The sequence below is a fragment of the Streptosporangium canum genome, from assembly GCF_900113865.1.
Lineage (GTDB): Bacteria > Actinomycetota > Actinomycetes > Streptosporangiales > Streptosporangiaceae > Streptosporangium > Streptosporangium canum.
Genome location: NZ_FOQY01000047.1, coordinates 1 through 19498, shown reverse-complemented (window position 1 = coordinate 19498; position 19498 = coordinate 1). Strand labels below are relative to the sequence as shown.

The following is a 19498-nucleotide window of genomic DNA, read 5'->3' as shown; positions in this document are numbered from 1 at the left end:
GGGCGAGCCTCCGTGTGAATTCGGGATATCCCCCACCGGAACGGTGATCGGCCGGGTGGGATGTCCACCAGGCTGGAGGGGTGGTGATGTCTTTCCGTGTGCTGCTGGCCGCCCCGGCGCGGAAGAGGGCCTGGTACGAACTCGGATACGCGCTGGTGTCGCTGCCGATCGCCGCCGTCGGCCTGATCTACCTCCTCGTCATGCTGCTGACCGCCGCCACGGCGGCCACTTTCGTCGGAGTGCCGATGCTCGCCGCGGGCGTGCTGGGGGCACGGGCGCTGGGTGCCGTCGACCGTGGCGTGGCCCGCGCGCTGCTGGGCGTCGAGGTGCCCGTCCCACCGCCTTTCCGCCCTCGGCCGGGCCTGATCGGCTGGCTCGGATCGGCGCTCGGCGACGGCGCCGGATGGCGCGCGGCCGCCTACCGATTGGGCAAGCCGCCCGTCGCGGTGCTCGCCTCCGGGACGGCCGCAAGCCTGTGGGGGTCCGGCCTGGTCCTGCTCAGCTGCCCGATCTGGTGGCGGATCCCGGCCCTGGCACACCTTCCCGTGAACACCTGGCCGCGTGCCCTGCTGGCGGGCACGGCGGGAGCGGTCCTGCTGCTCCTCGCCCCATGGACGGTGCGCGCCGCGCTGCTCCCCGATCGGCTGCTCGTACGGGCGCTGCTCGGGCCGACACGGGCGTCCGCCAGGATTCACGAGCTGGAGACGACCCGGGCTCAGGCAGTGGACGACTCGGCCACCGCACTCCGGCGGATCGAACGCGACCTGCACGACGGAACGCAGGCGCGCCTGGTGGCCCTGGCGATGAGCCTGAGCATGCTGAAGGACGAACTCGCCGAAACGGGCCGGGATGACCGGCTCGACCAGGCGCGTGTCCTGGTCGACCTCGCCCATCGCAACGCCAGGGAGGCCCTCGTCGAGCTGCGCGACCTCGTGCGCGGCATCCACCCTGCCGTTCTGGACGAAGGGCTGGAGACCGCCCTCGCCACGCTCGCCGCCACCAGCTCCCTGCCCGTGGACCTCCAGGTCGATCTGCCCCGGCGGCCGTCCGCCGCGGTGGAGACCATCGCCTATTTCTGCACGGCGGAGCTGCTGGCCAACGCGGCCCGGCACGGCGGCGCCCGGCAGGCCGGGATCGAGCTTCGGACACGCAACAGGCTGCTGCGGCTGCGTGTCCGCGACGACGGCGCCGGCGGAGCGGCGATGGGCCTGGGCACCGGGCTGCGCGGCCTCGCCGACCGGGTGCGGGTCGTGGACGGGACACTGAAGATCAGCAGCCCGCCGGGAGGACCTACGGTGGTCACCGTGGAGCTGCCCTTGCACCCCTGAGGAGCTGCCCTTGCACCCCTGAACGGAGCCGCTGTGAACGGAGCCGCATGCGCATCGTGATCGCCGAAGACGCCGCAGTGATCCGGGATGGACTGTCCCTGCTGCTGACCACGCGGGGCCACCAGGTCGCCGCCGCTGTGGGCGACGCCACGGCACTGTGCGCCGCCGTGGCCGAGTACGGACCCGACGTCGCCGTGGTGGACGTCCGCATGCCGCCCACCCACACCGACGAGGGCCTGCGCGCCGCGATCCGGCTCCGCCGGGACCACCCGGGTCTGGGAGTGCTGGTGTTCTCCCAGCACATCGAGACACGCTACGCCGCCCAGCTGCTCGCCGAAGGCTCGCACGGAGTCGGCTACTTGCTGAAGGACCGGGTCTCCGAGGTCGGTGACTTCCTGAACACTCTCGTCCGGATCGCGGCCGGTGAGACCGTGCTCGATCCGGAGGTCGTCACCCAGATCATGGGGGCGAGCAGGCGCACCGAGGCTCTGCGAACGCTCACCGCCCGCGAACGCGCCGTGCTGGCCATGATGGCCGAGGGCCGCTCCAACAGCGCGATCGCCACCGCTCTGTCCCTGTCATACGGATCGGTGGAGAAACACGTCACGCAGATCTTCACCAAACTCGGCCTGCCCCCCTCACAGAGCGACCACCGCCGGGTGCTCGCCGTCCTGCGCTACCTGGAATCTTGACTGGGACAACGTGTGCCGTTCCCTCTTCGGTCGGCTCCGAGGAGCGGAGAGTCGCCGCCCTCTTGTAACCCTTTGGACGCTCCTGACCAAGCAGGGGTGTTAATCGACGAAGGGGGCGTTGCCGGTGCTTCGCAAACAGGCAGGGATCGCCACGGATCACGTGGCGTTCGAAGCCTTCTACCGGCGGCACGTCGATGCGGTCACCCGCTTCCTCGCTCGGCGCGTCGACGACCCGCACACGGTCGCCGACCTGGTGGCCGAGGTGTTCATGGCGGTGCTCGACTCCGCCCACACCTACCGGGCCGGGCTGGGAACCGAGATCGCGTGGCTGTACGGCGTGGCACGCAACACGCTCTCGGCCGAGCGGCGCCGGGCGTTCAAGGAGTCGCGGCTGACGAGCCGGGTGAGCGGCCGGCGTCCGTTGGACACCGACGACGTCGCCAGGCTCGAAGAGCGTATCGATGCGGAGGGGCCCGCCAGGAAGGTCTTCCAGGCCATGGCCGACCTGCCCGAGGGAGAGCGCGCCGTACTGGAACTGGTCGTCATCGACCAGCTCACGGTCACCGAAGCGGCGATGGCCCTCGGCATCCGGTCGGGGACCGCCAAGGTGCGCTTGCACCGCGCTCGCCGCACGCTGCGGGGACTGCCCTTTGTCATGGAAGGAACACCGGGATGAGTTTCGAGGAGCGGATACTGATGGAACTGAAAGCCGAAATCACCGCACGTGCCGACCGGCGCCGTCGTACCGGCCGCCGCCTGTTCACGGGGGCGGCGGTGGCCGGGCTGGCTGCTGCGGCGGCGATCGCGGTACCGCTGCTGACCGGGTCGGAGCGGTCCGCGTACGCGGTGACCAAGAACGGCGACGGCACGATCAACGTCAAGCTCAACGAGTTCAGGGACGCCGACAAGCTGGAACAGGATCTGAAAAGGATGGGGGTGACCGCCGACATCACCTACCTCAAGCCAGGCAAGACGTGCAGGGGGGACAGGGGCGAGATCGTCGGGGGCGGCTCCCCGGAGGAGTGGAAGGGCTCCGCGTCCGAGAAGGCCGTTCGCCTGCTGCCTCGCGGAGGGATGGACATCGATCCCCGGTACGTCGGGGACGGGCAGACCTTGGTGATGGCGTTCACCGAGAACGCGGATCAGACCTCGGAGAAGCCGCAGGTGCTGTGGCAGTTCGCCGGATACGTGGTCAACGGCCAGGTCAAGCCGTGCGTCGTCGCCGACGACCCGACCTGGAACGATATTGACGGCCCCGGCCGTCCCCCCGCAGGAAGCTGATCTCCATAAGGGGCTGAACCTCGCCTGTCATGACGGCGACCACCTGAAGGGGATCCAGTGCCGTGACCACGAACGTTCACCGGGTTGATCAGCCTTGGTCGGGTCACGGAGCGGTTCGGATCGGTACTTCCAGGTGGTCGCGTCGATCACCTGCCGGTGATCCCGCCATCGCCCGCGTCGTCGAGGTGTCCGGTCCGGCAACAGCGGCTCGATCCGAGCCCATTGGCATCAGTCAACGACACACCCAGACCAACGATCAGCTGATCTGAGAGAAACGGCCGAGCTCAAGCGGACGGCGTGACCGAGGACCACACACCGAACCACTGCTCGGCGCCGTACTCCTCGAACCGCTCCACCTCGGTGAACCCCAGCTTCACCGCGAGGCGCATCGAGCGCTCGTTGGCGGTCTGGGTGCTGAGCACTACCGGCTCGCCGGGAAGCGCGTCGGCGACCCAGTCGAGTGCCGCCGCGCACGCCTCGGCGGCGTACCCCCATCCCCACGCCTCCGGCAGGAACATGTAGCCGAGTTCGGCCTCACCGCCGTCCGGACGGACGTGACCCGGACGCTCAGCGTCGCGCCGGTCGATCTCGATGATGCCGATCATCGCCCCATCGAGATCGACCACGAAAAGGCCAGGGCGCCGCCTGGGCACAGCAGGCAACGCACGCTCGAACTCATCACGCGGTCGAGGGCCACCGATGTAGGTGCCCACCTCGGACGAGGTGAACAGCTCGATGAGCGCTGCACGGTCCCGGGCCTCGGGCTCACGGAGCACGAGCCGTTCGGTCCTTATCGGAGCAGGTGGCCAGGCGACGGAACCGAGTTCAGTCATGGCGGGCAACCTATCGCACGCCCGAGAGTGATCCGGAAGAGAAGACCTGGCCGCCCTCTCCGGCTGCCCGGCGTGCTCGGGAGGCCGAAACGATGCGTTCGAGCCGATCCGCAGGGAGCCGTAGGGAGGAGGCACAGAACGGGCCTGGCCGTGCGCCGGGGGCGCGGACACATCCGGATGGGATGTGTGTCCCGGCGGACGCTCACAGGGACAGGCCTGGCTTTTGGGGAGCGGCGGCGGGCAGGCGGAACCAGACGACGTTGCCCGTCGCGTCGCGGCAGGCTCCCCAGCCCGTGGCGATGAGGTCGACCAGGAGCAGGCCGCGCCCGCCGTCGCTGTCGGCGTCGGCGGCACGGACGAAGGGCACGCTGGTGGCCGAACCGTCGTCGATGACCTCGACGTGGACGAGACCGCCGCCGAACCCCAGGCACACCATCACCGATCCGCCGGGGGCGCGTCCGGAGTCGGAGTGGACGACCGCGTTGGTCACCACCTCGCTGAGCAGCAGCACCAGGTCATCGACGGTGGTGTCGGAAGCCGTGCCGGTGAGCAGTTCGCGGGCCCACTGGCGGGCGGTGGCCACCGAGCCGGGGACGGCGGAGAACTCCGCGTGGGCCAGCGGGCGCAGCGCGCTCCAGCGGAGGGAGGCCGCCCGGTGCCGTTCGTAGCGGCAGGCGGTGTGCGGGGGCGCGCTCATAGGGCCACCGCCGAGGCGATGACGTCGGCGACGTTGTCGGCCTCGGCCCACACCCACGCGCCGGGTCGCCAAGGCCGTACCCGCCCGAACCAGCTGGATCGCCCGGATCGCCCGGTGAAGACCCACCCGCGGGAGCGGTGGACGGCGGTGATGCGGGCACGGGTCTCGCCCGCCGACCTGATCTCCAGGACCGGGTAACCGGTCGCGGGCAGCACCAGGGAGGTGCCCACACCCAGCCGGCGCAGGTCCCGCCCCAACCGCACCAGACGGGTGAACCGCTCTTCCGGATCGCTTGTGCTCATGACATTGGCCTCCTGCTGCGGAGTCGTTTCGCGACATGCTTGGTAGGTGCACTCATACGTGTACGCGGGAAAGAGCGTCAGCCTCGCCACCCTCAGAGCTCGTCCACCGAGAGTGACCGTCGACCACAGAAAGTAAGTGCGTCGTCATAGTGAGTCCGCACGATGCGCCATGTCAATGCACTGTGCAGATTCCAATTAATCTGCTTATCCATAGCGCTCTGTCGATCAGCCCATCACACTGGGTGCATGTCACCGACCTACAGCCCTACCGTTCGGCTCCGGCGTCTCGCTCGGGAGCTACGTAGGATGCGGGAAGCAAGCGGGCTGGGCCCCGAGGACGCGGCCGCTCGACTCGGATGGAGTCGCAGCAAGGTGAGCCGGATCGAAACGGGTCGCACGCGTGCCAGTGCCACCGACGTCGCCAATGCCTGCGACCTGTACGGCGCCGACTCATCAGTTCGCGCCGGACTGATCCAACTGGCCAGAGAAGTGCGGCAGCGGGGATGGTGGACCGCCTACGCCGACGTGTTCACCGGCTCATACATCGGCCTGGAAGACGAAGCGGTCCTGATCCGCCAGTGGGAGGTGCAACTCGTTCCCGGCCTCCTGCAGACCGAGGACTACGCCCGTACGGTGATCAGCGTCGGAAGGCCGGAGCCGCGCGACGCCGATGATATTCAGCGGCGGGTCATGGCCCGTATGGCACGACGCACGCTGCTCAGCCGCCCTGACGCGCCACAGCTCTGTGCCGTGATGGACGAAGGTGTCATTCGCCGCCCGATCGGCGGCCACCAGTTGATGCGCGACCAGTTGGAAGCGCTGCTTGTTGCAGCTCGGCGCCCCAATGTGACGATCCGCGTGCTTCCCTACAGTGCCGGAGAACACACGGGGCTGGAGGGAGCGTTCACCGTCCTGTCTTTCTCGGAAGAGGTCGATCCTGACATCGCCTACGTGGAAGGTACCGCCGGTGATGTATATGTCGAGAGTTCAGATCACGTAGATCGCTATAAAATGGCATTTACGAGCATCTGTGATGCAGCTCTGTCCCCGGAGGACTCCATGAAGCTGATCGCCGACACCAAGGAACGGCTCATCCATGACTGATCTCTCGAAAGCCGACTGGCGCAAGAGCAGCTTGAGTGGCAGCGGCAACAACTGCGTCGAGGTGGCCGACAATCTGCCCGGCGTCGTGGCTGTCCGCGACAGCAAGGACCCTCACGGCCCGGCGCTGGTCTTCGCTCCTGACGACTGGCGCGCTTTCACCGGCGCAATCAAGCGTGGAGCGTTCGACGACCTGGGGTGACGGGGATTCGACCAGGCGAGCCTGCCGCTTCCCGGACGGGGCCAAGGCGACGACCGTGGACGGCAGAGCGGACTCCGGCGAGTGGCCGCCGCCGCGTCCGGAGGGTCCGATCCTCAAGCGGAGCAGAGGGGGCAGCGCGTCAGGAGACGACCGTTCCGTCTCCAGTAGCTGGAGCCTGTGGCTGTGGCCCCTGCCGCCGCCCGAGCCGTTCGAGTTCGCGGTCGAATGGCCTCTCTACGACGTGCCGCTGACGTTCACCGAGGTCGACGGCGCGGCCATCGCCGCCGCCGCCGACCGTGCGCAGCCGTACTGGAGGCAGACCAAGAGCAGCGTCGGAGTTCGGCCGATACGCGCCCAGGTCACCAGCCCCGGCGGCGGTACGGCTTCCGAACGACAGGGCCGGTAGCGCGAACTGCTCACAGTGATCTGCCACATTCCGCAAGGTGCCGGACATTAACCAGGTGTCCGGCACCTTTCGGCAAGGAGACTCTGTGACACACCGAGATCGCTTCGAGGCGGTCTACGACGCGTACTACCCGGCGATACATCAGTACGCCGCCCGCCGTACCGGCTCCCCCGACGACACCGCCGACGTCATCTCCGAGACGTTCCTTACCGCCTGGCGGCGCATCGACGACGTGCCCGAGGGCGAGGAGGCGCTGCTGTGGCTGTACGGGGTGGCCCGCCGCGTGCTGGCCAACCAGCAGCGCGGCGCTTCCCGCAGGGCTGGGCTCGCCGAGCGGCTGCGTGCGGAACTGGCCGCCGACCGACCGGTCAGACCGGTCGAACTGGAGCATGTTCGCGCCGCCTTCGACGAGTTGCCCGAGCGTGACCGCGAGGTCCTGGCGCTGGCCTGCTGGGAGGGCCTGACCAGCGAGCGGATCGCCAAAGTCGTGGGTTGTACGGCTATCGCCGCCCGGACCCGGCTGCGTCGGGCGCGCAAGCGGCTGGCGGCGGCGCTGGAGCGGCAGGCATCCTTGACGATCGCGATGGGGGAAGCATGAGTGACATCGACAACCTGGTGAAGGCCATCGACCTCGCACCGCACGCGCCGGATCAGGGGCCCGGCGCGCGCGACCTGCGTGAGGCGATCATGGCGACCCAGGCACGCCCGCACCGGGCGGCCCAGCGTCCGCCGTGGCGGGCCGGCGCCATCGGGCTCGCAGCGGTCGCGGCCGGGGCGGCGGTCTTCCTGGGCCAGGTGGCCCCCACTGCGGTGCCCTCTCCCACGTCCACATCCGGCGGCACCGCCCTGTCGGGCACGTCGATTCTGCTGGCCGCCGCCGCCAAGGCCGAAGCCGCCCCCGACGGGGCCTACTGGCACCTCAAGGAGCTGTACACGCATCAGCGGCTCTGGCCGTACAGCGAGAACGGCATCACCTACCGTCTGGAAACCTCCGAGCTGTCGGAGAGGTGGGTGGCAAAGGACGGCCGAACCTGGACCGGCTTCAGGGAGCTGACCGCACGTCCCCTGGACATGGAGGCGTGGCGCCGGGACGGCTCGCCGACCGAGTGGGCGAAGGGGAAGGACCCCTCCCCCCCTTTCTCCGCCGCACCCGGCGAAGCCATGTTCTTCCAGAACAAGAAAAAGCACAGACTCTACTGGAGTGCCATGCCCATGACCTTGAAGGAGATCGAGGCGCTGCCCGCCGACCCTGAGGCGTTGAAGAAGCGGGCCATTGAGGCGATCCGCAGAGACAACGGCGTCGGCCCGGATGAGGACGCCCTGCCGAGGACCTTGGCCAACCTTCTGTACGCACTGCCCGCCTCCCCCCAGGTGCGCAGCGCCGCCTACCAGGCGCTGGCGACGCTGCCCGCGGTACGGGTCGAAGGCCCGACCACCGACCCGCGGGGGCGGCCCGGCATCGCCGTGACCTTCCTGATCCAGGGGGACCGAACCCCCCGGATCAGGCTGATCATCGACCCCGACACCTCCAAGGTGCTGGCTGTTGAGGGCATCGTCACCCCGGATGGGGACAGCCACGTCAACGTGGTGCTGGAGTCCGGCTGGACCGACACCGAGCCGTCCCCGCCCTCGACCGAGTGAAGCCCACCGGACCGGCCGGCCGGGCGCGGACCTCTGGCTGGTCGGCCCGGATACATCCACCCTGGTGAGAGGCGTAGGCGGTCAGGCGGCGATGAGGTCGAGCCGGGTGTCCTTTCGCACGCCACGGGGTGCGGGCCCGCTCCGATCGGCTCAGTCGTTCATGCCTGGCCTGAAATTCTGCCGTCGCCCGCGGACACGTAGGAATTGAAAGCCCGCAGCGTTCGGAAGGCCTGACGAGGATGACGCGTGAGTGAACAAGACGACCGGTCCCGGTTCGAGGCGGTGTACCGGCGAACCTACGAGCAGATCCTCGGATACGCCGTGCGGCGGTGTTCCTCTCCCGAGGACGCCGCCGACGTGGTGGCCGAGACCTATGTGATCGCCTGGCGGCGGATAGCCGAGCTCCCCGCCGGTGAAGGCGGCAAGCTCTGGCTGTACGGCGTGGCCCGGCGGGTCCTGGCCAACCACCGCCGCAGCGAGCGGCGCAGGCTCACCCGGCACACCGAACTCACCGACGAGATCGAACACCTCTACGCCGCCCCCTCCCACCGCAGTGAGCAGCCCGGCGTGGATGAGGCCATGGACATGCTCGCCGACAGCGATCGTGAACTGCTGGCCCTGACGCTCTGGGAGGGGCTCGACCCCGGCGAGATCGCCACGGTGCTGGACTGCTCACGCAACGCCGCCCGCATCCGCCTGCACCGGGCCCGCAAGCGCTTCGCCAAGGCCCTGGAGAAGACCCGCCCATCGGCCGCCCGTTTCGCATCACGGCTACTTACTGAGAAGGAGTCACGGTGAACAACGACCAGATCTTCAAGAACCGGGCCAGGGTACTGGATGAGGACCTGGCCGGCCGGGCGTCCACCGCGGGGGCGGACGCGCTGCTGGCGGAGATCGTCGCGCTGGAGCACACCCCGGCCCGGCGACGGCTGATGCCCTCTCCTCGCCGCGCCCTGCTCGGCCTGGCCGCGACCGCCGTCCTGGCCGGAGCCATCGTCGTCGGGCCGTCCCTGCTCAAAGCGTCCGAGCAGGTGTACGCCAGCCAGGCCGTGACGATCGACCGCGTCGGCGACGAGTACGCCTTCTACTTCACCGAGGGGGATCCCGACCCCGCCGAGCTGCAGAAGGCCTTCCACAAGGTCGGCCTGGACAACCTCACGGTGACGCTGATCCCCGTCTCGCCACACTACGTAGGCTCCGTCTTCGGATTCGACAAGACCGACCCCGACGCAAAAGCGACGTTCGCCGGGGACAGCTGTCCTGAGCGGATCGCAAACTGCATAACGGCCTTCCGCGTCACCGCGGACATCACCGGGCCCGCGGAGGTCAGCCTGAGCCGCCCGGCGAAACCCGGCGAGAAGTACGCCTCCCCCGCCGACGCCAGCTTGCCGGGTGAGGCACTGGCCGGGGTGAAGCTGCGGGGACGTTCGGTGGCCGAGGCGGTGCGCGTCGTGCGCGAGCACGACCTGAAGGTGGCCTACGGCCTCGACTGGCCGCTGCGAAGCGACGAGGAGGGCGTTCGCTTCGAGAATGACGTGCCCGCTTCCCGCATTGATCCCGGTTGGTCGGTGACGACGGCGGAAACCTACAACGACGGCGTGATCGTCCTGCGCGCCGCGCCGGGCCCGAACACGACCCCGCCACCTGGATTCTGCATCGACCCAATCTGCCCTTAACGCCCGTACGGACATGACATGGCTCATGGAGCAAGGCCGAGTCAGAGCAGGTGGGCAGTCGTTGTCCATCTGCCTCTCAGCCCGTGTCAGTCGGCCGAGAAGGGGATGGGGTGAGGCGACCACCACCCATTACGCCCTTGCCGGTCAGCAGTGGCACCACCGTGGCCATGTTCTAGCGCTGCCATACCTCGGCGATGATGGCCCGGGCACCGCCCGGGCCATCATCGCCTTCGCTTTTTAGGTCAGGGAGCCGGTACCAGTTCATGGAGCTGTGCGGCTCTCAAGGGGCGCCACTTTGCCGTGCGAGCGATCACGCAGAGTACAGCCGCGCGATTCGGTTCCGATGCTTCTCAGCCCCCGAGGAGCCTCCTCACCGTACGCGCGAGCACCGACGCGGACGCATCCCCCTTCGGTGAGGGGCGTAGGTGGTCAAGCGGCGATGAGGGGAAGCCCACGTACTCCGGATATGTCACCGGCGGCCGTTAGGGTGCCCGCGTGATCACGGATGACGATCCCGCATATGTCATGTTCCTCAAGGACACGGCCGGTCCTGTGGACGAGTTCGTGACCAGGATCGGCGGCGACCCCGACTGGGTCGGGGAGGCGCAGTGGCCGCTCTGCGCCAGGTGGGACAACCCGATGGCGTTCGTCGGGCAGTTCCGGCTGCCGGGTGACGAGCTTCACATGGCCTACCTGTTCATATGCGGCGACTGCGAAGAGACATGGGCGCCCGAGGCGGGCAAGAACGCGTTGATCATCCAGCCCGGCCGGATTCCGCCGTTCATCACGACGGTCGTTCCCTCTTGGGATCCGTCACCGGGCGGTGGGACGCCGGTCGACCTGGAACCCGCCTGTCCTGGCGACCTGGAAGGTTATGAGTCCAGGATGTACGGATCACCGGCCTGGCTGCGGGATGAGGAGTATCCACCGGGTGGCCCCTGGTCGTTCCTCTTCCAACTGGGCTCATGCGGCGACGGGTCGTGCGGCCACCTGACCTTCGATGACGACCACGTGTATTACGGGTTCATCAGCGGCGACGGGCAGGAAGGCCGCTTCCTGTGGCAGTGCGTCTGAGGTGGGCGGCCGCACCGTCCGATACCCGCGTCCGTCACCTGGCGCAATGATCCGTCAGCGGCTGGAGCCGGCGCCCGTTCTCGCCCATCCGAATTGACCTGTCACACCGGTAAATATCCGGACATCTAGTCTCATGTGACATTCCTGTATCGCAAGGACGACGACGTGGGACCACCCGAGCCCCGGCGGCGCTTCGAGGAGATGTATACCGAGCACTACGCGGCCGTCTCCGGCTACGTCCGGCGACGGACCGACCACCCCGACGCCGCCGCCGACGTGATCGCCGAAACGTTCACGACGGCGTGGCGGCGGCTCGCCGACATGCCGTCCGGCGACGGGGCCAGAATCTGGCTGTACGGAGTGGCCAGGCGCACCCTGGCCAACCACCGCCGCGGCGAGTCACGCAGGGCGGCTCTGACGCTGCGCCTGCGCGAAGAGCTCACCGCCTGGGCCGGCTCAGTGATGGACCAGGCCCCCGACGCGACACGCGCGGCCTTCATGCGCCTGTCCGACGACGACCGGGAACTGCTGTCGCTCGTCGGCTGGGAGGGGCTCGACAACGCCGAGATCGCCAAGGTGCTGGGCTGCTCGCGCATGGCCGTACGGCAGCGCCTGCATCGCGCCCGCAAGCGTCTCGCCGCCGAACTGGCCGCCACCGATGTCGATCTCAACAGGTACGGCTCGCGCGCCGTCAGCCTCGCCAGGGAGAACGTATGAACAGCAACGTCGACGAAGTCGTCAAGAACCTCGCCCCCGACCCCGGCCCCGGCCTGACCCCGGTCGCGCAGGAGATGATGAACAAGATCATGGATGCGGAGCCCGCGCCTACCGCCCTCCCCACCCCGCGCAGGAAGTGGCGCCCGCTCGTCGCTCTCCCGATCGCCGCGGCGGTCATCGCGGCAGGCTGGGCGGTCCCTTCGATCCTGAGCGCCGCGCCCGCCTCCGCGCTCGACATCAAGGAGGAAGGCGGCTACTACGTCATCGAGGTCAAGGACCTGTACACCAACCCGGAGGTGTATGAGAGCCAGCTACGGGGGGTCGGCCTCGACATCTCGCTGCGGCTCGTGCCCGCCTCGCCAAGCCTTGTCGGCCTCATCTCCCCTGACTCGCCCGTGCCGGACAGCTCCATCTCCCCGAACAAGATCGAGACCATCGACCAGCCTGGACAGTGCGACAGGCGGAGCGGCTGCCCGATCGGTCTGAAGATCCCCAAGGACTTCACCGGCTCGGCGGAGGTCACCCTCGGCCGCGAAGGCCGTCCCGGCGAGGAGTACCAGATCATCACCGGCATCGACACGCCAGGCGAACCCCTGCACTGCGTGCCGTTCTACAACAAGCCCGCCGGCGAGGTGCGCGCCCTGCTGAAGGACCGCGGTCTGGACATCCAGGAGTTCTCGATCGTCGGTCCTGAGTGGTGGGGGGGCACGGCCGGGGACGAGGAGCCGGAGACCAACGCTTCGGTGCCCGACTCGATGCACGTCATCGGCGGCTTCCTGCCGATGACCGGCAAGGCGACGCTCCAGGTCAGCGACGAGGAGCTGCCCGCCGAGACGGTGCGGACGATGAACGAGAAGTACGGCTGCCAGGGCGGCTGAACAGCCCGGCGACCACCTGCGAGGACGGCGTCACCGTTTGAGACAGGTGACACAGCTCCTCAGGCCGCCCGAGAAGCAAATCCCTCCATCACCGAAAAGGCAGTTCATGCTCTTAAGAAACCTACTCGCCGCCGCCCTCCTGGCGGGAACGCTCGGCACCGCACCGGCGCCGGACCGGCCGGCCGGTGCCCAGCCGCCGGAGACTCAGAGGGCGGGCGGCGTGACCCTGATCACCGGTGACCGGGTCGTGGTCACCGGCACGGGGTACCACGTGGAGCCCGGCCCCGGCAGGGAGGTCGGGTTCACGAAGCAGGTGCGCGGGGGCCACCTGTATGTGATCCCGTCCGACGCCAGGCCCCTGGTCGCCAAGGAAGTGCTCGACCGGCGGCTGTTCGACGTCACCCAGCTTCTGGAGTGGCGCTACGGCGACGCCGACCGGGCCGACATCCCCGTGATCACCCAGTCGTCCGAGGGGTCGGCTCCCTCGCTCCGGGGCGCGCAGCAGACCCGGCGGCTCGCCGAGCTCGGCATGAGCGCGCTCCGGGTGCCCAAGGCGAGCGCGGGCCAGGCGTGGCAGGACCTGACCAGTGGCGCCCGCTCCTTGACCGGAGAGACGACAAAGCTCTGGCTGGACGGCCGCCGGTCCTTCTCCCTCGACCAGAGCGTCAAGCAGATCGGCGCCGCCGAGGCGTGGAAACAGGGCATGACCGGCAAGGGCGTCACGGTCGCCGTCCTCGACTCCGGCTACGACCCCGACCATCCCGACCTGAAGGGCGTCGTCGCCCAGGAGCGCAACTTCAGCGAGGACCCCGACATCCGCGACACCCTCGGCCACGGCACCCACGTCGCCTCGATCGTCGCCGGCGCCGGGGAGAAGTACCGGGGCGTGGCGCCGGACGCGCGGCTCGCCATCGGCAAGGTCGGCGACGCCGTCGGCCCGACCGACTCCGCCATCCTGGCGGGCATGGAATGGGCCGCCGTCGAGGTCAAGGCCAAGGTCGTCAACATAAGCATCGGCGGTGAAGACACCCCGGAACTCGACCCCCTGGAGCAGGCGGTGAACGCGCTGTCGGCGCGGACGGGCACCCTGTTCGTCGTGGCCGCCGGAAACAGCGGCGGGAGCCCGGTGAGCAGCCCCGGCAGCGCCGACGCGGCCCTCACCGTCGGCGCGGTCGACCGGAACGACCGGGTCGCCGACTTCTCCAGCACCGGACCGCGTGAGGGCGACCACGCGATCAAGCCGGACATCACCGCGCCGGGCGTCGGCATCATGGCCGCCGCGGCCGCAGGCACCTCCGACGGCGCCCACCGCGCGATGAGCGGCACCTCAATGGCCACGCCGCACGTGGCCGGAGCCGCCGCGGTCCTCGCCCAGCGCCACCCGGAGTGGACCGGGCAGCAGCTCAAGGCCGCGCTCATCGGCAGCGCGGCGCCCACGGCGGGCGCGACGTCCTACCAGCAGGGCGCCGGGCGGGTGGACCTGGTGCGCGCGCTCGCCCAGCAGGTCACAGCCGAACCGGGCAACGTCTGGGCCGCCTTCCCCTGGGACGACCCGGAGGAGCGGGTGACGACCAGGACCATCACCTACGCCAACTCCGGTGACGCCCCGGTCAGCCTCGACCTGACCGCCGACGGTGAGGTGCTGAAGCTGTCGGCCCAGCACCTTGAGGTGCCCGCCGGAGGAAACGCGTCGGTCACCCTCACCATCGACGCCAAGGACAGGGCACCGGGCGACCACCCCGGAACCGTCACCGCCACATCCGTCCAGACCGTCATCCGCACCCTCGCCGGCGCGTACGTCGAACCGGAGTCCTACAACGTCACCGTCAACGCCCTTGACCGACAAGGCCGGCCCGTCAACGCCAACGCCCAGCTCTACGACTCCAAATCCGGCGCCGGCCGCGACCTGGTCTTCCAGAACGGAACCGCCAAGGTCCGGCTCCCCAAGGGCGAATGGAACCTCTACTCCGAAACCTACGATCGGCAGGTCGGATACACCATCGCCCACACCACGTTCAAGGTCGACAACGCCGACCAGCAGGTGACGCTGGACGCCCGCCGAGGCAAGCAGGCGCAGACCACGATCGACGACCCCAACGCCACACCTCTGCCCCGCTTCGGCTTCGCACTGAGCAACGGGAATTGGATGACCACCATGGACATGTTCACGAAACAGTCCAAGCTCTTCATCGTCCCCGTACACCAGCCGGGACTGCTCTACATGTTCAGAATCTTCTGGGAGAACAAGAACCTCGCACCGAACCCCTCCATCTACGACCTCGTCGACCACCGCAGCGACGGACTCCCCGACGACCCCACCTACGCCGCCAAGCGGAAGGACCTCGCCAAGGTCACCGCGAGCTACCGGGCCTCCGGGGTGGCGGCCAAGGGCACCTTGTTCGCCGGGCCACGGTTTGGTGACGCCGGGTCCATGCTCACATCCATGATGGATGTGGACCTGCCCGGCACGCTCACCTCCTACCGGACACCGGGCCTGGTCTGGGACAGCGCGCTCCAGGTCGGCACCTCCCTGCTGGCCGACAGCGGCAGGGCCATGAAGCGCGGCCACACCCACGAGGTGTGGAACGCCGCGGTGACCGGCCCGTCCCTCGCCCGGCCCGGCGGCAGCCGCACCGGTGACAAGCTGACCCTCTCCGCCGGTGCGCTCTTCGCCGACGGCGTCGCCGGAAGGACCGGGGCGGACGACGCGGCCACCGGCACCGCCACGCTCACCAGGGACGGGCAGGTGCTCGCCAAGACCGACCTCGCCGGCTGCGCGATCGAGCAGCCTCAGACGTGCGAGCTCCACGCCGATCTGCCGGCCGAGGCAGCCTCCTACACGCTGAGCACGTCGATGCGCAGGCAGGTGCCGTACTCCACGCTGTCCACAGCCGTGGACGCCGTCTGGACGTTCCGCTCGGCGAGCACGGCCAAGGAGCAGCCGCTGCCGCTGATGGCGGTGCGCTACGCCCCCGCCGGGCTCGACGACCTCAACCGCGCCAAGCCGGGCTCGCTGACCCGGATGCCCCTGTGGGTCGAGCGGAACCCCGGGGCCGCCAACGCGGCGGTGCGGTCCGTCCGGCTGGAGATGTCCTCCGACGACGGCACGAGCTGGCGCCGCGTTCCGGTCGCCCCCACCGCCTCGGGATGGACCGCAGTGGTGGCCAACCCGCGCACGCCGGGATCCGTCTCGCTGCGGGTGACGGCGACCGACGCGTCCGGCGCCGGTCTCACGCAGACGATCATTCGCGCCTACGCCGTCGGGTGAGCGCGTAGCCTCTCCGCGCCGGCCCGGACCGGCTCCACGCTCCCGGACCGTACGGAGGAGACCCCGGTATCGCCCGATGCCGGGGTCGGCCTGTCGTCAAGGGGACCAGTGGTGTTCGGGAGTGGCGGCGCCCGAGGTCAGCATCTCTTCCAGGTCCGGTTGCGGTTCCCCACGGGCCCCGGAAGAGGGGGTTGCGGGAGACGTGGAGGGAGGTGTTGGGACCGACGTACACGCGGTTCGAATCAGAGGCGTTGTCCACCTCGATGTAGACGTTGTCCCATGAGGAACCGCAGTTCACCCACATCCCGCCGACGTATCCGTCATTGTGCTCGGCATCCCACAGCCCGTAGTCCGCGTCGTCCTTAGAATTTTCTTGCATTCTTGCAATTTTTGTCTAACACTGTGAGTGGGCGGACCACATGCGTGCCAGCCGCACCGAGCGTTCCCTGCGGGGCGAAACCTGCGGCCCACTGCTCCGTGACGGTCGTTCGGTCCCTGCCACTCGCACCGGCTGGTGCCGCAGCGCGACCGACACCACGACCCGCGAAACAGCACAAGGTGGCGACGTTCCCGCGACGGCCAACGAACTGGTGCGCTGACCCAGCTGACCCAGCTGACCCAGTTGTCCATCCCACGTGCCTCGACCACTCATCTGACGTTCCCCTCGAAGGGGAGCCACCTGCCGAAGGGTTTCAACAGCTCCATGAACGACACCGCCAGCACCGTGGTCAACACCCCGTTCCTCTACGACAGGTCCGGCCGGCGTTACGCGGTCACCGACCGGCGCTGGCGCGGTGAGGACGGGACGCCTCTGGCACTCAGCCCGATGCCAGGGCTCACGCCCGACCGGATCGACACCGGCGAACGCTCCCTCTGGCGCTACCAGGCCGCGATCCCGGTCTCCCCTCGACACCGGGTGAGTCTCGGAGAGGGCTTCACCCCCATGCTGCCGCTGGACTGGAACGGGCTGCGCGTTCACTTCAAGCTCGAGTGGTTCAACCCCACCTCCAGCTTCAAGGACCGCGGCATCACGGTGATGATCTCCCACCTGCGCGGACAGGGAGAGACGCACGTTCTTGAGGACAGCTCCGGCAACGGCGGCTCCTCGGTCGCGGCCTACGCGGCCGCCGCCGGGATCCGCGCCAAGATCATCGTCCCCGCCGCGACGTCGGCCGCCAAGATCCTCCAGGCACGCGCGTACGGCGCCCAGATCGAACTCGTCGGAGGCACTCGGGAGCAGGTGTCCGACGAGGCGATCCGTCAGTCCGAGCAGATCCCCTACGCCAGCCACAATTGGCACCCGTTCTTTCTGCAGGGCACCAAGACGATCGCCTACGAGATGTGGGAGTCCCTCGGATTCAGGGCGCCTGACAACATCGTGCTCGTAGCGGGTGCGGGCAGCAACATCCTCGGCTGTGACATCGCGTTCAGCGAGCTGCTCGAAGCGCGGCAGATCGACAGACTCCCCAAACTCCTGGTCGGCCAACCGGAGCACTGGGCCACCATCGCGGACGCGGTGAACGGGATCGACCCGCGGAGCCGAGGACCGCGGGTTCCGACGATCGCGGAAGGAGCCTCCATCGCCAACCCGGTCCGGCTCCCGGAGACCGTCGAGGCGATCCGCCGCTCAGGTGGTGCGGCAGTGACAGTCACCGAGGACCAGATCCGTACAGCCGTGCGCAAGTTGGCCTCGCGCGGTCTGTACGCCGAGCCGACCAGCAGCGTCGCCGCAGCGGCCCTCGATCACTTCCTGGCCGACGGCACCATCGGTCCTGACGAGACCACCGTCGTTATCCTTACCGGCGCCGGACTCAAGTCCGCAGAGAAGATGGCCGCTGTCTTCGACACCGACAGCAATCCAGACGAGGAGAGCCGCGCGTGAACTCCGACGACCCCGACGAGCACCTTCTGCTCGAAGCCGAGAAGATCGCGATCGCGATCGGCCGCATGTTCCCAGGTCTGTGTGAAGTGGTCCTCCACGACCTGCGCCAGCCGGAGCACGCGATCCGCGTCATCGAGAACAACCTGTCCGGCCGCAAGGTGGGGGACTCCGTCACCGAACTGGGGCTGCGCCGGATCGCGGACCCGAACTACCCCAGCGTGATCCAGAACTACCCCAACCAGTTCCCGGACGGCCGTCCGGTCAAGAGCACGTCGATCGGGATCAAGAATGCTGAGGGCCGCTACGTCGCGGCACTCTGCCTGAACCTCGACGTGTCAACCCTCTCTCCCATGACGCTCAGCCTGGCCAACCTGGTGGCGACCGAGGTCGAGCACCGAGGCGAGGCGTTGGAGGCCCTGCGAGACCGCACAGCGCGGGAGTTGCGTGACGTCATCGAGACGTTCGCCGCCGAACGAGCCGCCATCCCACGAGCACTCAGCCGCGCCGCCAAGAAAGACCTTGTCAGGCAGCTGCACCGGGACGGCTACTTCGCCTCCAGGAGTTCCACCGAGACCATCGCAGACCTGCTCGGGATCTCCCGGAGCACCGTCTACAACTACGCCAAGCAGCCCTGACCACCGGCTCCTGGCGCCGGCCACCACGACGAAGGAACACGATGCCCGACTCCGCGACCCCGAACGCCACCGAGCGCGGCGACACCATGCACCTGCGCAACAGCCCAGACCTGATCCAGCCGCTGGGCCACTACTCCCATGTCGCCATCCACGGAGGCCTCGTCTACGTGTCCGGCCAGCTGCCGGTGGACCGGCACGGCACTGCCCTGAGCGACCAGGCGTTCGACGTTCAGGCACGCCAGGTCCTCCACAACCTCGACCGGTGCCTGATCACGGCGGACACCGACCGCTCCCGCCTCGTCTCGGTCACCGTCTACGTCACCGACGTCGGTCAATGGCCGACGTTCGACGCCATCTACGCCGACTGGATCGGTCAGCACCGCCCCGCTCGCGCCGTCACCGGCGCCAGCCGGCTCCACTACGGCGCCGCGGTCGAGGTTCAGGCCGTCGCGGCCCTCTCCTGAGAATCAGCCGGGTGGAGCCGGTCGGTGAGACGCTGTTGACGATCGGGATGTGGGTGATCGTGATTTACCTGGCGGTCAACTTCTCGGCCGTAAACGACCGAGCTTGCAGCTCCTCGCCGTCGATGGCTTCGACGGTCTGGTCCGCGTCAGGCAGCGTGACTCACTGCCCAGCCCGCTACACCGCGCGCGGCGATGTTACGGGCTGCGTTGACGTCGGCATGCTCAGCGAAACCGCACGACGTACAGGAAAAGACGGCCTGCTCCGGCCGGTTGGCCCGATCGGTATGCCCGCAGGCCGAGCATTGCCGGCTGGTGTAGGCCGGATCGACATGGATAACGGCGATCCCGGCCCGTCGGGCCTTGTAGGCGATGAAGCCGCCCAGTTGGGCGAAGCTCCACGAATGCAGCGTGACCCGCTGGG

At 68.8% G+C, this 19498-nt stretch carries 22 protein-coding genes; 18 read left to right on the top strand and 4 right to left on the bottom strand.

Annotated elements, in window-relative coordinates:
• The first annotated feature begins 86 nt into the window (after window positions 1–86).
• The 4 genes from BM085_RS38885 to BM085_RS38870 all read left to right on the top strand — a co-directional run bounded on the left by BM085_RS38885 (window position 87) and on the right by BM085_RS38870 (window position 3301).
• A complete protein-coding gene (locus tag BM085_RS38885) occupies window positions 87–1328 on the top strand; it encodes a sensor histidine kinase (protein ID WP_093891773.1) in 1242 nt (413 codons plus the stop codon).
• Between the two features lie 47 nt (window positions 1329–1375).
• Window positions 1376–2020 (top strand): response regulator transcription factor, encoded by a 645-nt coding sequence (locus tag BM085_RS38880; protein WP_093891772.1) that lies wholly within the window; start codon window positions 1376–1378, stop codon window positions 2018–2020.
• A 124-nt stretch (window positions 2021–2144) separates the two neighbouring features.
• A complete protein-coding gene (locus BM085_RS38875) occupies window positions 2145–2696 on the top strand; it encodes an RNA polymerase sigma factor (RefSeq protein ID WP_245789951.1) in 552 nt (183 codons plus the stop codon).
• A gap of 20 nt (window positions 2697–2716) precedes the next feature.
• On the top strand, window positions 2717–3301 hold the full coding sequence (locus BM085_RS38870; protein WP_143121270.1) for a hypothetical protein: 585 nt from the start codon (window positions 2717–2719) through the stop codon (window positions 3299–3301).
• A gap of 284 nt (window positions 3302–3585) precedes the next feature.
• Here the strand turns inward: BM085_RS38870 and BM085_RS38860 are convergent, their stop codons facing one another.
• The 3 genes from BM085_RS38860 to BM085_RS38850 all read right to left on the bottom strand — a co-directional run bounded on the left by BM085_RS38860 (window position 3586) and on the right by BM085_RS38850 (window position 5133).
• A complete protein-coding gene (locus tag BM085_RS38860) occupies window positions 3586–4134 on the bottom strand; it encodes a GNAT family N-acetyltransferase (RefSeq protein ID WP_093891768.1) in 549 nt (182 codons plus the stop codon).
• Window positions 4135–4336: 202 nt separating this feature from the next.
• Window positions 4337–4831, bottom strand: a complete 495-nt coding sequence (locus BM085_RS38855; RefSeq protein WP_093891767.1) for an ATP-binding protein — start codon at window positions 4829–4831, stop codon at window positions 4337–4339.
• Window positions 4828–5133 carry a hypothetical protein gene (locus BM085_RS38850; protein WP_093891766.1) on the bottom strand — a complete coding sequence of 102 codons (306 nt, stop codon included), beginning with the start codon at window positions 5131–5133 and terminating at the stop codon, window positions 4828–4830. Before BM085_RS38850 ends, BM085_RS38855 begins: the two co-directional genes overlap by 4 nt.
• Before the next feature lie 246 nt (window positions 5134–5379).
• On the opposite strand from BM085_RS38850, the gene BM085_RS38845 reads away from it, so the two are divergent.
• From BM085_RS38845 to BM085_RS38780, 14 genes are all read left to right on the top strand, one after another.
• Window positions 5380–6237 (top strand): helix-turn-helix domain-containing protein, encoded by an 858-nt coding sequence (locus BM085_RS38845; RefSeq protein ID WP_093891765.1) that lies wholly within the window; start codon window positions 5380–5382, stop codon window positions 6235–6237.
• Window positions 6230–6436 carry a DUF397 domain-containing protein gene (locus BM085_RS38840; RefSeq protein WP_093891764.1) on the top strand — a complete coding sequence of 69 codons (207 nt, stop codon included), beginning with the start codon at window positions 6230–6232 and terminating at the stop codon, window positions 6434–6436. Before BM085_RS38845 ends, BM085_RS38840 begins: the two co-directional genes overlap by 8 nt.
• A 55-nt stretch (window positions 6437–6491) precedes the next feature.
• Window positions 6492–6842, top strand: coding sequence for a hypothetical protein (locus tag BM085_RS38835; protein ID WP_093891763.1), 351 nt, complete (start codon window positions 6492–6494; stop codon window positions 6840–6842).
• Between the two features lie 37 nt (window positions 6843–6879).
• On the top strand, window positions 6880–7440 hold the full coding sequence (locus BM085_RS38830; protein ID WP_342742932.1) for an RNA polymerase sigma factor: 561 nt from the start codon (window positions 6880–6882) through the stop codon (window positions 7438–7440).
• Window positions 7437–8483, top strand: a complete 1047-nt coding sequence (locus tag BM085_RS38825) for a CU044_5270 family protein (RefSeq protein WP_093891762.1) — start codon at window positions 7437–7439, stop codon at window positions 8481–8483. The genes BM085_RS38830 and BM085_RS38825 overlap by 4 nt, the downstream gene beginning before the upstream one ends.
• 246 nt (window positions 8484–8729) lie before the next feature.
• Window positions 8730–9281, top strand: a complete 552-nt coding sequence (locus BM085_RS38820) for an RNA polymerase sigma factor (protein WP_093891761.1) — start codon at window positions 8730–8732, stop codon at window positions 9279–9281.
• Window positions 9278–10159 carry a hypothetical protein gene (locus BM085_RS38815; protein ID WP_093891760.1) on the top strand — a complete coding sequence of 294 codons (882 nt, stop codon included), beginning with the start codon at window positions 9278–9280 and terminating at the stop codon, window positions 10157–10159. The genes BM085_RS38820 and BM085_RS38815 overlap by 4 nt, the downstream gene beginning before the upstream one ends.
• A gap of 495 nt (window positions 10160–10654) precedes the next feature.
• Complete coding sequence (locus BM085_RS38810; protein ID WP_093891759.1) at window positions 10655–11233, top strand: YwqG family protein; 579 nt, start codon at window positions 10655–10657, stop codon at window positions 11231–11233.
• A 135-nt stretch (window positions 11234–11368) separates the two neighbouring features.
• Window positions 11369–11950, top strand: a complete 582-nt coding sequence (locus BM085_RS38805) for an RNA polymerase sigma factor (protein WP_245789949.1) — start codon at window positions 11369–11371, stop codon at window positions 11948–11950.
• Window positions 11947–12828, top strand: a complete 882-nt coding sequence (locus BM085_RS38800; protein ID WP_093891758.1) for a hypothetical protein — start codon at window positions 11947–11949, stop codon at window positions 12826–12828. Before BM085_RS38805 ends, BM085_RS38800 begins: the two co-directional genes overlap by 4 nt.
• Before the next feature lie 220 nt (window positions 12829–13048).
• Entirely contained in the window at window positions 13049–16096 is a 3048-nt protein-coding gene (locus BM085_RS38795; RefSeq protein ID WP_177245494.1) for a S8 family serine peptidase, read from the top strand.
• 703 nt (window positions 16097–16799) lie between these two features.
• Complete coding sequence (locus tag BM085_RS38790) at window positions 16800–17978, top strand: threonine synthase (RefSeq protein ID WP_093891756.1); 1179 nt, start codon at window positions 16800–16802, stop codon at window positions 17976–17978.
• Window positions 17975–18613 (top strand): helix-turn-helix transcriptional regulator, encoded by a 639-nt coding sequence (locus tag BM085_RS38785; protein WP_093891755.1) that lies wholly within the window; start codon window positions 17975–17977, stop codon window positions 18611–18613. Before BM085_RS38790 ends, BM085_RS38785 begins: the two co-directional genes overlap by 4 nt.
• Before the next feature lie 41 nt (window positions 18614–18654).
• Entirely contained in the window at window positions 18655–19077 is a 423-nt protein-coding gene (locus tag BM085_RS38780) for a RidA family protein (RefSeq protein WP_093891754.1), read from the top strand.
• Window positions 19078–19223: 146 nt separating this feature from the next.
• On the opposite strand, the gene BM085_RS38775 is transcribed toward BM085_RS38780, so the two are convergent.
• Window positions 19224–19498: zinc ribbon domain-containing protein (locus BM085_RS38775; RefSeq protein ID WP_143121269.1), on the bottom strand; the 275-nt coding region annotated here is incomplete at its 5' end.